At 69.9% G+C, this 15,702-nt stretch carries 4 protein-coding genes and 1 pseudogene; 1 reads left to right on the top strand and 4 read right to left on the bottom strand.

Annotated features, from left to right (window positions below; all coding sequences use genetic code 11):
- Window positions 1–64 precede the first annotated feature (64 nt).
- Window positions 65–7,780: a ricin-type beta-trefoil lectin domain protein gene (locus tag ACFYYH_RS17850; RefSeq protein ID WP_388551599.1), complete on the bottom strand. Its 7,716-nt coding sequence runs from the start codon at window positions 7,778–7,780 to the stop codon at window positions 65–67.
- A 641-nt stretch (window positions 7,781–8,421) separates the two neighbouring features.
- Between ACFYYH_RS17850 and ACFYYH_RS17845 the strand changes: the two genes are divergently transcribed.
- Entirely contained in the window at window positions 8,422–11,955 is a 3,534-nt protein-coding gene (locus tag ACFYYH_RS17845) for an FG-GAP-like repeat-containing protein (protein ID WP_388551598.1), read from the top strand.
- 140 nt (window positions 11,956–12,095) lie between these two features.
- Here the strand turns inward: ACFYYH_RS17845 and ACFYYH_RS17840 are convergent, their stop codons facing one another.
- The 3 genes and pseudogenes from ACFYYH_RS17840 to ACFYYH_RS17830 all read right to left on the bottom strand — a co-directional run.
- Window positions 12,096–13,439, bottom strand: a complete 1,344-nt coding sequence (locus tag ACFYYH_RS17840) for an MFS transporter (protein WP_388551596.1) — start codon at window positions 13,437–13,439, stop codon at window positions 12,096–12,098.
- A 188-nt stretch (window positions 13,440–13,627) separates the two neighbouring features.
- Window positions 13,628–14,347, bottom strand: a complete 720-nt coding sequence (locus ACFYYH_RS17835; RefSeq protein ID WP_388551594.1) for a DUF1349 domain-containing protein — start codon at window positions 14,345–14,347, stop codon at window positions 13,628–13,630.
- A pseudogene (locus ACFYYH_RS17830) lies at window positions 14,348–15,586 on the bottom strand (aldehyde dehydrogenase family protein); the annotation flags it as partial. It lies immediately after the preceding gene.
- Between the last annotated feature and the right edge of the window lie 116 nt (window positions 15,587–15,702).

Below are 15,702 nucleotides of genomic sequence, written 5' to 3'. Positions count from 1 at the left end.
AGGTCTGGGTAGAGGCCAGAATCAAGCGCATCCACGTTCGTACACTCCCCTTCGATTCTTTTCACTAACAGCCACAGAACTTCCCTGCATCCGACAGGAAGGGCCGAAGCCTACCGAAGCTCGCCCAATCTGGTTCCGCGACATCGGCTCTCCCAAGAGCCCCCTTCGCGTCAGGCCGATAGAAGTTAATCGACGACCATGAGCGTTCGCCATTAGCGACAGATCTGGCGATCCAGCCCATCTCCATATCAGTGGCGTACGCGCCCGGCTGGAGTCCAGCCTTCGCTGATTCGGTGAAGTTGCCCAGGCCGCGGAGATTTACATGAAGCGTCACCGACGAGTCCCGGATCGCGTTCTCTACTGGACCCTGCCATGCGTCAGGGGCATAGCCGCCAAAGTGCTTGAACCCCTCGCTGTCCGCCCACGAATAGGTTCCCTCCGCCTTCTGCCCTAGCGCCACGTTGCAGTTATGAACCAGGACCGAAGCGGCGCCCGCCAGCACATAGTACGTGTGCAGGTTGCTGACGGTGAGGTTGTGGACCGTGGCCGATCGCGTCGTCCAGCGCTCGATCGCCGTAATCTGGATGTAGGTGCCGGCGCTGGTGCGTAGCCATTCGCCGGACTTCAAGTCCGTGGCGTCGATCCAGGCGTCGAGGGCCGGGACCCAGAAGGGGTGGCCGCTGGTCGCGGTCAGGGTGGCGGTCGCGTCGCCCTTGGCACCGCCGGTGTCGAGAGTGATCCGGACCAGGTGTTTGAGCCCCTGCCCCTTGATCTCCGCCGTGACCGTCTCGACGCCGGTCTCGCCGGTCTCGGGGTCCGTGGCCAGGACCTGATCGCCGTTCTTGACCTCTTCGATGGGCTTGGTGGTGCCGTCGGCCATCAGGACCGGGGTGCCCGGGGTAAAACTGTTGGGTTTGTTGTCGGTGGCGCAGCTTCCGCCGCTTACCCCACCGCTGCTCGCCCTCGTCTGTTTCTTCGCGGACGGGCCCGCTCTCTTGGCCGCGGTCTTCTGAACCACGTTGCCTGTTTTTACCGCCGCCTTCTTCTGGGCCCTTGTCGCCGCCTGCGCGGCCTTCTTCTTGAGCTGGGCTGCTTTTCTCGCCGCTTCCTGCGCCTTCTTCTTCGCCTGTCTGGCCATCTCCTCGGCTCGCTTGGCCAAGGCGATGATCTTTCGGGCGCGGTCCTGTGCCTTGCGCCAGGCGCTGATCGCGTTGAACGTCAGCTCGACGGCCCGCCAGACCTTCTTGCCCTTGCTGAAGACCGCGGACCAGGGAATGGCGTCCATGATCAGGCTGCCGCAGGACCAGAGGTCACCGCGGGAGAAGCAGCTCACCACGTCGTTCCAGCCGACGAACTCCTTCAGGACCGCCCAGCCGACGCTCAGGATGATGTCGGACATCGACGTGTTGAGCTGGCCGTTCGCCCATGCCACCGCGGAGCTGCCGGGGTGGCCGAAGTCACCGCCCCCGCCCCCGCCGCCCACCGCCTCGGATGCCATACCGGTCGGGTCGGCATAGGTGACGGGGTTGTTCTCGCAGTAGACGTAGCCGTTCATCTGGACCGGGTCGGCCAGGTCCAGCACGGGGTCGGCGGAGAGGAAACGCCCCGTCGACGGGTCGTACTCCCGTGCCCCGAGATGGACCAGACCGCTGGCGGCGTCGTCGCCGCCCCCGACGTAGGAGCGGTGCGAGCGCCAGGAGTTGGCCTCGCCGCGTTCCACGCCGAAGGGATCGGTCTTGGAGAACTGCACGGTGCTGCCACCGCTCAACCCGACATTCGCGTACGCGGTGCCGTTCTGGTCGGTGAACTGCGCCGACAAGGTCGGGGTGCTGGTGTTCTGCACATGCCGCAGCACGGTGGGGGCGCCCGGCTGAGCGTAATACCGCTCCGTGTAGGAAAGGGCGCCCGCGGCGGTCGTCGCGACAGTGGTATCACCGAGATACAGGGTTCGCTCGCCGGAACTGAGCGCCATCAGCCGCTCACCGGCGGCGTCGTAGATGTACCTGGTCTCGTCGGCCGGTGCCCAGGACTGGGCCGCGCCATTGGTGTCACAGGTGTTCAGCTGCAGCTTGGTGCCGTTGGCCGGGTTGGCGCCGGTGACATCCAGGCACTTCCCTGAGGCCACGTGCTTGAGCTTGTGCCCGGCGGAGACCGCCGTCCACTGCTGGGCCGGCGCGCCCGTGCAGTCCGCGATCACCACGGCTGTGCCGTTCGCCGTGCCGCCGTCCTTGGGCACCACGCAGTGTCCGAGGACCTTTAGCGCGCCCTTCGAGGAGTCCGTCGGCGAGGCGCTGTCGATCCGCAGCTTCTGCGCCTTGGTGCCGTTGCAGCTGTAGAGCTGGAGCGCGGTGCCGACGGTCGTGGACGCGGACGTCAGATCGGCGCACTTGTTGTCGAGTCCCACCCAGGCACCGGACCCGCTCTCGCCGAAACCGGTGACCTTCTCGACCTTGCCGTCCCAGGTCCAGGAGAGCGCCTGCTGGTCCGCTCCGTCGGTACGCGACAGGGTGTTGCCCGCGTCGTCGTACGTCCGCCGCGCTTCCTCGGTGACACGGGCGCCGGCTTCCGTGGAGTAGACCGACGACATGGAGGTCAGCGTGTGCGGCTGCTTGCCGTCCGCGCCGCCGTAGGAGTAGGTCGTGACCGCGTCCTTCGACGGGTCCGTCACCGTGGCACCGTCCACCAGCGCCATGTGGTGCTCGACCAGCTTCTTGCGGTTGCCGAGTTCGTCGTAGGTGTAGGTCTGCCGGTATCCGTCCCCGGCCGGGCCCGCCGCCACCGTCGCGGGGGTGCCGTCGCTCCTGGTGGGGCAGGCCGTGTCCTGGGTCGTCCATGCCTGGCCGAGCTGGCCGAGCGAGTCGTAGGTGAAGCACTGCTGCTCCGTGACCGCGTTCGACCGGTCACCGATCCCGGTCACATTGCCGGCGGGGTCGTAGGTGTAGGTACGGGCGTTGACGCGGTTGCCCGTCACCGTCGTCGTGTCGCCCGCCGACTCGCGGTCGATGAGGGTCTGGCTCAGCGCACCGGTCGACTCGTCGAACACATTGGTGCTCCACAGCCGGTTCGGCTGCTCGCCGGTGACCGTGCGCAGTACCTCGCCGTGGGGGCTGTAGTTGACATCGGCGGTGTACCACTGGTCACCGGAGGTGGAGACGGGCAGTCCGTCCCTGTTGTAACGGGTGATGACCTCTTCGCTGCCGAGGGCGCCGGCCGCCGGCAGGGTCACGGCTTTCGGCAGACCGGTGCGGGTGTACTCGTACGTGTACGCGTACGTGTCCTTGAGGCCGTAGAGCAGTGCGGTGGCGGTCGGCAGCGAGACGGTCCTGCCGGTGGGCTGGTAGTCGGGGGTGTATCCGGTGACCGAGGTCGTGTACGCCAGTCCGTCCGTGTACCGGCTCGCCTTCGCCGGCAGGCCGATGCCGCCGGGCGCACTGTCGTACTCGTTCCGGGTCAGAAGGGTGCCCGTGGAGGACCCGAGCCGCTGTTCCTTGGGACGGGACAGCTTGTCGTAGCCCGTCCACACGGTCGTCTCGTGCGACTCGGCCCCGCCGACCGCACGCGTGTCCGTCACCGTCTCCGGCCGGTCGAGCGAGTCGTAGGTGGTCCTCGTCGTGCCGGTGTCGGGGTCGGTCGCCGACATCTGCCGGCCGCGGGCGTCGTACGTCCACGACCAGGTGTTGCCCTGGGAGTCCTTCGCCCAGGTCTGGTCGCCACGCGCGTCGTACTTGTACGTGGTCGTGCGGAAGGCGCTGCGGGCGGCGTCGGTGAAGGTGTCGACGCGAACCGTACGGCCGAGCGCGTCGGTGTAACTGCGCTGGGACGCGGCGCCCTTGGGCTCAACCGCCGTGGAGAAGTCGTATCCGTACTCGTTGCGGGTGGCCTTGTCAGGCTTGGCGGAGCCCGCTTCGTACGGGGTCTCGGCGAGGATGCGGCCGAGACCGTCGTACGAGTAGAGCGTCGAGTTCGGAATCTGGAACTCGGAGTCCGGCTCATAGATGACCGGCTGCGGATCACCGGTCACGTAGTAGGCGTTGTCCGTCCGTCTGACGGTGCCGTTCTCGCTGTAGAGCACATCGGTGACCAGCCGGCCCTCACCGACGGCTGGGGTCTGTGTCTGGCGTTCCCGGCCCAGGCCGTCGTAGAACGCCACGGTGTCGGTGTACTCACCGTCGTCGCCCAGTGTCGAGGTGACCACGTACACCGGTTCGCCGGGGGTCGTGCTGTAGGAGAACCTCACCGAAGGGACGCCGGCGTCGGCCGCGGGGCCCCAGCCCGCCGTGGTGCGCCCCAGCGCGTCATAGGCGTAGCCGGTGGTGTTGCCGTTGGCGTCGGTCTCCTTGAGCGAGGTGCCCCGGCCGGGCTCGACCCACGCGGTGGACGCGTGGCCGAGGGCGTTGGTGGTGACGACCGAGTGAACCTGCCCCGTGGCCGGCCTGTACTCGGTGGTCTCGGTGTTTCTCTGGGCGTCGGTCGTGGACGTAGCCCGGCCGTAGCCGTCATAGCCGAGCGTGGCGCTCGTCGTCCAGGAACCGCCGTTCGCCGCGATGTCCCACGTGGCCGTCACCAGACCGGTTACGGGCGGGGCACCGAAGTCCTTGTCGTCGTAGGCGACGCGGGAGCCGCCGATCCAGTCCGCGGCGGTGGCCGTGTCCGCCTCGGCGCAGGTGCCCGCGGTGGTCAGCGTCTCCTTGGCCAGCCCGATGAGGTGTTCGGACTCGTTGTGGACGTACGACGTGACCGTGCAGGACTCGTCGGCGGCCTTCCCGGTGTCCCCCTGCATCTCGACCCGGAGGGGCAGCCCGTACTTCGCGTCGTACGTGGTCGCGGTCTTCACCGTCCGCGAGGTCCGGGTGTCCTCCGAGAGCCCCGAGGAGCGGTTCACCGTGACACTGCTCGCGGTCAGTACCCGGTTGGCCTGAAGATCCGGTACGCCCTCTCCCCGGTCGCCGCGGGTGGCCAGGACGGTCACCGTCGGGTAGTCGACCGTCCGTGTGAGGAGCGTCCCCTGCTGCTTGGTGTACGTGAGGGTCTCGGCGACCCGTCCCTGGTAGGCGAGTTTGTCCGGAGCGATCGTCGCGTCGTCGTGGTCCTTGACGGTGACGGAACGTTTCTGGCCCCCGGGCAGCGGATCGTCGTCCATGCCACGGAAGTAGCGCGTCTCGCTCATCCCGCGCTCGGTGCCGGTGTACGGGTCCGTGAGATGTGCGCCGGTGAGGGTGCGGACCAGCCCGTAGCCACGCCACTGGTCGTAGGTACGGGTCTTCTTCTTGGAGAACTCGGCCTGGTTCAGCGCCCAGGCACCGCCGCCGACATATTCGTACGAGGTGGTGACCGGCGGGACACCGGTCACTCCTGGCTGCTCCTGGACCGAGTCCACGACGTACTTGTTGAACCAGGCGACCGACTCGGTCTTGTCGGGGTCGGGGTGCCAGAAGGCGGGGAAGCAGCGCCCGGTGTTGTCCTCGGGCGCGGGGAAACCGCTGCCCGTGGCACACGCCCCGGCCGGCGCGGCGTAGTCGACGACGGTTTCCCCGCCGTACTCGTTCACGACACGGACGATGCGCATCCGGTCGAAGGCCGGGTTGGGGTCCGACGCCCCCTCCCTGACCCGATTGGGCATGGGGGACTCGTTGGCGAGGAACGAGACGGGATTGAGCGGGATGACCGCGCCCTCGGGGTCATATCCCGCCCGGGTGATGGACTGCAGCCACAGAGCGGTGCCCTCGTCGGTGCGCTCCGCGGGCAGTGACTGTTCGAGTGTCCATGTGTCGACCTGCGACAGCGCCGTGGAGCCCTCGGTGCGCTGCGCCTCCGTGGTGACCTTGGCGAGACGCTTGCGCGACCAGAACGTCGGGACCGGTACATAGCAGCCCTCGTCGGGCTTGGCGGCGCAGTACAGGTCGGCCGGGGTGTCGTACCAGATGCGGTTGCGCGCGAAGTCGCCCGAGGTGAAGTTGGCCTCGGTACAGGCGATGCTGTCCTCGGTGTAGCAGCGCTCCGCGACGTCGAACCTCACCCGGGCGAGCGGGGCCGCGGTGTAGATGTTGTCGAGGCGCTGACCGTAGTCGATACGGGTGAGGAAGCCGCCTCGGTCGTACCGCACCGGTGTCTTGAACTTCAGGTTCTGTGCGAAGTGGTTGGTCTCCTTCTCCCACCACAGCGTCATGGCGTTGCCGTTGGGGTCCACGACGTAGTCGAGGTTCCAGCGCCATGCCTGCTTGCAGAAGGAGTCGGCGAAGGCCTCCGCGTGGCACGGTTCGTCCTGCTGGTTTCCGGCCACCGGCGCCGTCAGTACGGAGTCGGTCGTCTCCTCCCCGGCCGACCACCCGGGGAGCTTATGCATCCCGAAGTGGTACTGCATTCCATCGCGGGTGGTGACGCGCCAGTACTCGCCGTCGTCGTCGCCGTTGCCCAGGGCGGGGTTCTCGATGAGTTCGACCCGTGAGCCGTCGCCGTTGGCGGTGACCCAGTCGTGTGTGGTGTCGTCCTTGACGAGTTCCGTCGTCGTGCCACCGAGCGTCAGGGTGGCGTTGTCGGATCCCCAGCACAGGTCGCCCGTCTTGCGCTTGGCGTTGTTGGCGTCCTTGAGGTCGTCCCGGCATGCCTTGTAGGTCCGTGTGATGGAGCCCGGGTTGTACTCCCAGCCGTCACCGAGCCATGACGCCTGGTTGTTGGTCGCCGACGTACGGCCGTCGACCACCTGGGAGTTGTAGCCGAAAGCGACGCTCGGCGAGGGGCCACCGGGTACGCCAGGGGTCTGGAGAGGGTACGAGTACGTGAAGGCGCCCGCACTGCCGCCCGCCGACCAGGAACCCGCGCTGACCAGTGGGGTGGCGGAGAAGTCGCCCTTGGAGCCGCCGCCCGACGAGGTGGCGACCCAGACCGCGGCGCCCGAGCCGGCAGCGGTGCGCAGCAGCGGCCCCGTGCCGGCCGGGTCGCGGTACAACGCGTCCGTCGCGGCACTGCCTCGCGGGGCGGCGGACGTGGCGGAGGCGGCACCTGCGGCGGGGTCCGTCAGCGTGGCGACATCCACCGTCGCCTCGATGCGCCGCTTTCCGTCGATCTTGCCGTCGCCGACGACATCACCCGGCTGCCGCTCGACCACGTTCTCGCTGTGCACCTCGGTCGGCTCCGAGCACTCCTCGGAGCCGGGCGCGTCCAGGAAACATTCGGGGTACTGCGTGAACTGGAGCCGGTCGGCCCAGTCGGCGCCGTACAGCTCCGTGAATTCGGTGTAGTCCAGGGCCACCACGGCATCGCCGGACGCGTCGGCGGGCGGCCGTACGGTGAAGACGAGGCCCTTGAGATTCGTCCCCGCCAGGGCGGACTGATCGGCCAGCAAGACCTGCCAGTCGCCCTCCAGCGCGGCGGCCTCCTCGGCGGTGGCGCCGTCGGGCGCGCCGACCTCGATGGGCAGGTCCCCCACCGGGACCATGTCGCCCGCGGACAGATCTGACACCGATTCGGTGGCGGCGTCCCCAGCGGGAGCCGTCGTCCTGGTCGGCTCGTACTCCTCGGCGTGTTCGATCTCGGCCGTCGTCAGGTCCGCGAGCGCGCCACCGTCCTCCCCCGGCACCGGATCGGCCTTCTGCAACTCGATCAGGTCCACGCCGGAGCGCTTGTCGTCCGGTGGGACGGCGTATGCGGCAGGCAGCGCACCGATCATCAGCGCGCCGAACACGACGGCCACCACTCCGGTACGGAACAGGGCTTGTCCGCGCCGTTCGGCGCGCGTCCCGGGGAGAGTGCCCCGGCCGTTCCAGGAAAGCGAAATCCACACGACGGTCGTGGCCCCCCACGCACTCGATCGGCGCTGTCGGGTGTGGAAGGAGAACTCCACCGCCGATCACCGAAGTTGACTCGGCGCATGTTCAGCCATGAACTCACGTGCCGTCAAATGTCTTCTACTGTGCGTGATTTGCGTCACTGCATATTTCCTTGCCTGCGGGGCGTGAATCCACCAAGCCCTTACACAAAACCCTCCCCATTCAATCTCCGTACACAATGTGAGAATCGATCATGTCGTATGAATGCTCCTCAAAAGCCATGAAAAAATGGAGCCTTTGAGCGATTTGTGTTGATATTCAGCGGGTACACCAGAGTCCCTGACGTGGCCTTCACGTGAAGGCCTTGTGGGCCAGGTCCCTGGAGCCCACCCTCGCGCTGGTCACTCATGGGCACGGAACGGACCGGAAACGCCTGGCCTCCGGTGAAGTCCATCGGTCATGCTTCAGCCGTGCCCCGCTCTCCGTACGACGCCGGTTCCTGTGCGACCGACCGGAGGAGAACAAGGAGAGACGAGGGCGGGGGGGATCACAGCAAGGTCATGAGGCGTGCCTGCCCAGTCGCCCGCACCCGGCGGATTTCTTCCGTGGGGTGCGGGCGACTGCGTACGGCCGTAGTGGGAAGGAATCCAGCACCGTGGAACGTCGTCTTCTGTTCCGGCCCAGGGCGGTGTCCCGGCGTGCCACGGCGGGAGTGGCGGCTCTGGTCGCCGCCGCCCTCGGTACGACCCTCCTTGTCACCGAGCTGGGTGACGGGGCCGGCGCCCCCGCGGTGAAGAGGTCCGAGCGGGCGGCGGACCGCGCCGCCACCGGTCCGCTCGACGAGGACATGGCTCAGGAGAAGGCGGTAAGGACCGGCAAGCGGATCGAGGTGACGGCGCTGCGGAGCGCGACCTCCACCACCTTCGCGCGCCCCGACGGTTCCTTCGAGCTGACGGCCCATGCGGCACCGGTGCGGGCGAAGGCGGACGGGACGTGGAAACCCATCGACACCGCACTGGTGCGCACGGCGCAGGGCTGGGCACCGAAGGCCTCGGCCGACCCCGTGGTGTTCTCGGCCGGCGGCCGCGCGAAGGGAAGCGCCGACCGGGCCTCGGCCGACGGCGGAGGTGCCGTGCTGCCCGCCACGTACACCGTTGTCCGGACAGGTGCGGGCGACGGTCGGAAGAATGGGGTCGTCCGCGCGGCGGGGCCGGACATGGCGTACACCGAGTTGGTCACCTTCACCAGCGCCGGCCACGAGGTCACCATGAGCTGGCCGGGACCGCTGCCAGAGCCGGTGATCGACGGCGCGAGCGCCCTCTATCCGGGGGTGTTCGAAGGAGTCGATCTGCTTCTCACCGCCCGGGACAGCGGCTTCAGCCATGTTCTGGTCGTCCACAGTGCCGAGGCCGCGGCCGCCGCCCCTCTCGACGGTCTCACCTACCGCCTGACCTCACCCGCTCTGACGTTCCACCTCGACCCGATCACCCATGTGGTCACCGCGAAGGACAGCGCGGGCCAGGACATCGTGGTGTCGCCGACCCCCTTCATGTGGGACTCCGCGGGGAAGCCCGCCGTCACCGAGGGTCCCGACCCGGCCCCCGCGGAACCGACCGAGTCCCCGGCGCCCTCGTACTCCGAGGAGCCCGGGGATGAGGTCGGGGAGGAGACCGAGCGGCCCTCCGACGGACTGGACACCGAGGGACCGGAGCCGGGCACCCTGCCGGAGTCCTCACCGACGACGGTCCCCGAAGTGGATCCCAGCCAGGAGGAGTCCACCGAGCGGACCGCGTACGGCGACCGGGACCCGGCTGCCGGGACCGTCACAGGCGCGTATGCCGCCCGGGTCGGCACCACCGCGGCCGGCTGGGCCCTCGCACCCGAGGATGTCCTGGCGCTGCCGGGGCTGGCGGGCCCGCAGCCCGGCACCCACGCGGCCGTGGGGGATGCCTCTCTCACCGGGCAGGGCACCACCTCCGCCGAGCTGTCCGTCACACCCGACGGCGCGTGGCTGACCGACCAGGAGCTCGTCTGGCCCGCCTTCATCGATCCGTCGCTCACCGGCAAGACGAAGAACTGGACCACGGCCTACCAGAAGTACCCCACGTCGAGCTTCTACGACGGCGCCAACTACAACACCGGAACGACCGAGGCCCGTGTCGGCTACGAGTCCACCACCGGTGGTCTGTCCCGTTCCTTCTTCCGTCTGGGGTGGACCAGCAGCATGAAGGGCGCCACCGTCACCTCGGCGACCATCCGGCTGAGGGAGACCTACGCCTGGTCCTGCGCCGAGCGCGAGATGGAGATCTGGCACACCGGTGGCATCTCGTCGGCCACCACCTGGAACAAGCAGCCGTCCTGGAATTCGAGGATCGGCACGAAGTCGTTCGCCCACGGCTGGAGCTCCAACTGCCCCGACGCGTACGTCACCTTCGACGGCAAGCCCATCGCGCAGGACGCCGCGGACGCCGGCTGGACCAGCTTCACCATCGGCCTGAAGGCGGCCACGGAGAACACGTCCGCCTCGTGGAAGAAGTTCACGGCCGAGGGCGAGGCCGCTCCCAAGATCACGATCACGTACAACCGGAAGCCCAAGACTCCGAGTTCGCTCGATATGACCCCGGGCCCCGGCTGCGACAGCGAGACGCCCTACCCGACGATCGGCAAGCGTGATCTGGTTCTCGCGGCCGTCTCCTCCGACCCCGACGACACGTCCCAGACCAAGGACCTCAAGTACCTGGACTTCGAGCTCTGGCGCACCGGTTACGGAGACGCCAAGATCCTCGACACCAATGTCGCCGTGAGCAGCGCGGGCAAGGCGTCGGCCACCGTCGCGGCCTCCAGGCTCACCAACGGCCACCAGTACTCCTGGCGGGTGCGCGCCCTCGACTCGACCGGCGCGGGCTCCCCCTACGCGCCAGTGAACGACGTCGGGGTCTGCCGGTTCATCTTCGACAGCTCCGCTCCGAGCGCCCCCGTCGTCAGCTCGGAGCAGTTCCCCGCCGCGGACGCGGACGGCACGGTGTGGTCCGTCGCTCCCCTCGGTATCGCCGGGAGCTTCACCTTCGACCCGGACGGCGAGAAGGACATCGTCTCCTTCCAGTACTCCTTCAACTCCACCAGCTACAGCACCTCCAAGCCGGTGGCCGCGGGCAAATCCCTGAGCGTCTCGCTCTCGCCGCCCGCCGCGGGCCCGCACATCCTGTACGTACGGTCGGTCGACGGGGCCGGCAACTACTCACCCGGGACGAAGTACTACTTCTACGTACGGCCCAAGTCGACAGCCGACATACCCGGCGACGTCAGCGGTGACGGTGTCCCCGACCTCTTCGTCATCACGAGTGCCGGAAACCTCTACATGTATCCGGCGACCCTCGGCGGTGACATCCACACCAGCCTCAAGGCCGCCCATCTCGACGGCACTCCGCTGCAGTCCGTGGTCCCGGACCGATCCGGGTACTGGAAGAGCGCGGCGGGGACACCCGCCCTGATCGCGCACGGCGGCGACGGACTGCCGGGCGACGGCGTCACCGATCTGTTCGCACGGATGCCGGACGGAAAGCTGTACGTGTACCAGGGCGACGGATACGGCAGCTTCGACATCGCCGGGCAGGAGCTTCTGCGGCTGCCCCGCAACGCGCCCGACACGGCCACGCTCAACCAGATCATCGTGGGCGACTACAACCTCGACAAGAGGCCCGATGTGTTCGCGACGACCGACAGCGGGGCTCTGTGGTTCTTCACCGGCTACACCGGGGCGTCGTTCCGTACCGCCGCTCTGATCAACTCCTCGGCGTGGGACGTCCGCGATCTGGTGTCGGTCGGGGACCACAACAAGGACGGGGCTCCCGATCTGGTGTGGCGGTCGGAGTCCTCCGACCGGCTCTACATCCGGCACGGCATCAAGGACGGTGCGGGAGGCTCGACCGTCGCCTCGCTGTCGACGGCGGCCGGTTCCCTGATGGGCGTGGACACGGCCTACGCGGAAGGCTGGGCGGAGACAACCATGCCCACATCACGGCTGTACGGCACGCCCGATGTCACCGGTGACGGCATTCCCGATATCTGGAGCCAGCACGCGGACGGCAGCATCAAGATCTACAAGGGCGGTGCGTCGGCGCTGGGGTCCGGCGCCACGGTGATCAGCGCCGACAGTGAGTGGGACGCCACGAAGCTCGCCTTCGGCTGATCCGCGCGGGACGGACTGTCCGCGCGAGCCTGGGCCCGGCACCGGTTTCGGTGCCGGGCCCAGGTGGATCCTGGCGCGCGCCGGGGGCCGGATCGCCGGGGCGGGCCCGGGGGGGCTGGATGGGCGGTGGGGCAAGGGAGTCAGGGGGCAAGGGAGTCAGGGGTGATGGTGGGGTTCGGGGTGGTGGGGTTCGGGGTGGTGGGGTTCGGGGTGGTGGGGTCGGGGGCGGGGTGGTGCTGGGGGTGCGTGGGGGGATTCTCGGGGAGGGGCGCCGGGGTGCGGAGTGTGCGCACCTGGGGGGAGAGCAGGGTGGCGGCCGTCGCCAGGACGACCAGGGCCGCGCAGCCCGCGAGGGCCGGGCCCGTGCCGGTCCTCGCGGCAATCGGGCCCGCGATCAGCAGGCCGAGCGGGGCGAAGGCCAGGGATCCGAAGATGTCGTACGAACTGACGCGGGACAGGGCCTCCTCGGGCACCTCGCGCTGGAGGGTGGTGATCCACAGCACCCCGAAGATGTCGTTGGCGACGCCCGCGCAGAACATGGCGACGGCGACCGACCAGACCGGCGCCTCCGCGGAGAGCAGGACGATGGGGGCGGCGGCCGGGAAGGTCGCCAGCACCGCGACGAGGATCGGCCGCCGCACCCGGACACGGGTGGCGATACCGGCGCCCGCGATCATGCCCAGCGCCTGGGCGGCGACGATCACCGACCAGGCCCGCGCCCCGCCCAGCCGCTCGTCCGCCACCAGGGGGCCGAGGACCCCGAGCGTCGCGTTGAGCGCGGCGACGACGACGGCGTACTGGGCGACCACGGCCCACAGCCACTGCCGGGAGGCGAACTCCTGCCAGCCTTCCCGCAGATCCGCCCACCCGGAGGAGACGCCGCGGGGCGACGTGGTCAGCCGCAGACCGTTCACCAGCAGCGCGCTGACGGCGAAGGACGCGGCGTTCAGCGCCAGGGCCCAGCCCGCTCCGACCAGGGCGACGGTCACCCCCGACAGCGCCAGACCGAACAGCATGGCGCTGTTCGTGCCGACCCGCAGCAGACCGTTCGCCCGCTGGAGCCGGCTCCCGGGCACGATGAGCGGTACGACGCCCTCCATCGCCGGCAGGAACAGCGCGGTGGCCGTTCCCGCCAGCACCGCCAGGACGCACAGGCCCCACAGCGGCGCATGGCCCGAGAGCACCATCGTGGCCAGTCCCCCGTACGCGGCGGCGCCGACGACATCGGAGAGGACCATCAGCCGGGAGCGCGACATACGGTCGGCGATCACCCCGCCGACGAGGACGAGGAGAAGCTGCGGGAGAGCCTGGCAGGCGAGCACCAGCGACAGCTTCCCGGGCCCCGCGCCGGGCAGCGCGAGGACCGCGAACGCCAGCGCCACCCGGGCGAATCCATTGCCCAGGACCGAGATGGTGCGGGCCGCGGCGAGGAGAAGAAACCGCCGGTCACGCAGGAGCGGCGGGGGCGTCGGTGCTGCTGTCATGGCGAGTCAGCCTAGGGTCTGCCCGAGCGCCATGGCCCCCGCCGTCGCCCTTTCCGGACGGAGCGGAACGGGCCGCCGCACCGGGGCGCGCGGCGGCCCGTCCGCGCCAGGGACCCCGCGGGCCGCCAGGGACCCCGCGGGCCGCCGGGGACGGCGGTCCGGGCGCGGTGGCCTCCGGGTCCGGCGCGTCAGCTCCCGTCGCGGAGGTCCGTCAGGCCCTTCGGCCGGAAAGCGATGGTGTCGAAGGTCACCGCGCACCCCTCGCCGCTCGGCGACTGCGCCAGGAAACCGACGCGCGCCGACGCGACCTCCTCGGGCGTCCCGAGCGTGAAGACGCGGACGAAGGTCCACTCCCGGCCGTCCGCCGAGGCGTGGAAGGCGAACGCCCTGCCGGTGCGGCTGACCCGCAGCCAGAAGCTCTCGCCCGCCACCTGGAAGGAGTTGGCGTCGTCGGAGTGGCCGCGGGTGACGACCGTACAGATCGTCGGGCGCGCGGGGGACAGCTCCAGACAGAGCTTGGCCCACTGCCGCTCGGCGACCTCCAGACAGAGCACCCCCGCGTCGAAGGCCGCGGCGAAGCCGACCGTGACCCGGGCGAGAAGCTGGAAGTCGCCCTCCGGTACGCCGAGCAGCCGGGGCGCGTCGGAGGCGGGGTCGAGGGACTCCTGCGACGGCGGTACGAAACGGTCCTGGCGGGGACCCGCCCGGCCGGTGAGCGCCCCGTCCGCGTACGCCCACGCGCCCTCGGGACCGTACGGCCGCAGCGGAAACGGCAGTTCGGGCACTTCGAGTGCTTCACGCTCCTCCGTCGTGGGGGCCCGGCCGCCCGCCCCGTTCCGGTCGCCCGCCCCGCTCACCCCGTCGCCCGCGCCCCCGCTCGGGCCGCCGCCTATGCCTCCGTCACTCATCTACGGGGTTCTCCGGGCGTCTACGGGGTTCTCCGGGCGGCCGTCGACTCGGCGCGGCAGGCCCAGCGGATTGTCGTCGGCCAGTTCGGGCGGGAGCAGCGCGGCCGGCGTGGACTGGTACGTGACCGGGCGCAGCCAGCGCTCGATCGCCGTCGCGCCGACCGAGGTGGAGGTCGAGGTGGTCGCCGGGTAGGGGCCGCCGTGGTGCTGCGCCGGGGCGACGGCGACACCGGTCGGCCAGCCGTTGACCAGGACCCGTCCGGCGAGCGGCGTCAGTTCGGCGAGCAGTTCGGCGGTGCCGGGCACGCTTCCCGCCGCCTCCGCCTCCGCGAGCTGGAGCGTGGCGGTGAGATTGCCGGGCAGCCGGGCGAGGACCGCGCCGATCTCGTCCGCCGAGGCGTACCGCGCGACCACCGTCACGGGTCCGAAGCACTCCTCCAGCAGAAGATCGTGCGGCCCGGCCTTGGTGAGCAGTTCGGCGGGCAGGGACAGGAAGCCCGCGCTGACGGTGTGTTCGCCGCCCGCGCCCGGCGTGATCGGCGCCTGCACATCGGGGAGCGCGGCCCGTTCCCGTACGCCCGCGACAAAGGCGTCCCGCATCCGGTGGTCGAGCATCACCCCGGGCTCGGTCTCGCTGACGGCCGCGGTGAGGGAGTGGACGAGCCGGTCGCCGGACGCGCCGGCCGGTGCCAGTACGAACCCGGGCTTGGTGCAGAACTGCCCCGCCCCCAGCGTCATGGAACCGGCGAGCCCGGCACCGATCTGCTCGGCGCGCTCGTCCGCCGCCGCCTCGGTGATCACCACCGGGTTGAGGGAGCCCAGTTCACCGTGGAACGGGATGGGCGTGGGCCGGGCCGCCGCCGCGTCGAAGAGGGCGCGCCCGCCGCGTACGGAACCGGTGAATCCCGCGGCCGCGACCAGCGGGTGCTTGACCAGTTCGATGCCCGCCTCGAAACCGTGCACCAGGGTGACGACGTCCTCGGGCAGCCCGACCCGGGCCGCCGCCCTGCGCAGCACCGAGGCGCACAGCTCGGAGGTACCGGGGTGGTCGGGATGCGCCTTGACGACGACCGGGCAGCCGGCCGCGAGCGCGCTCGCGGTGTCGCCGCCGGGCACGGAGAAGGCGAGCGGGAAGTTGCTGGCGGAGTAGACCGCGACCACCCCGAGCGGCACCTTCCAGCGGCGCAGGTCCGGCCAGGGTGGTGTGCGGTCCTGGTCGGCGTGGTCGATCCGGACGTGGGGGGGGGGGGCGGCCGCGCCCCCCGCGGCGAACGCCCACACCACCGCGGGGGGACGGGCGCGGTCACCGGGGGGCCGGACCGGGCCGCGCGCGGGCGCGGCGGCCGCGGCCGCGA

It is taken from the genome of Streptomyces sp. NPDC002018 (genome assembly GCF_042890865.1).
Taxonomy (GTDB): Bacteria; Actinomycetota; Actinomycetes; order Streptomycetales; family Streptomycetaceae; genus Streptomyces.
This window is presented reverse-complemented; position numbering and strand designations above follow the sequence as displayed.

Excerpts from the sequence above, each read along its gene's own strand:
- ACFYYH_RS17840 (WP_388551596.1), bottom strand. The coding sequence starts at position 13,439 with ATGACAGCAGCACCGACGCCCCCGCCGCTCCTGCGTGACCGGCGGTTT.
- ACFYYH_RS17835 (WP_388551594.1), bottom strand. The coding sequence starts at position 14,347 with ATGAGTGACGGAGGCATAGGCGGCGGCCCGAGCGGGGGCGCGGGCGAC.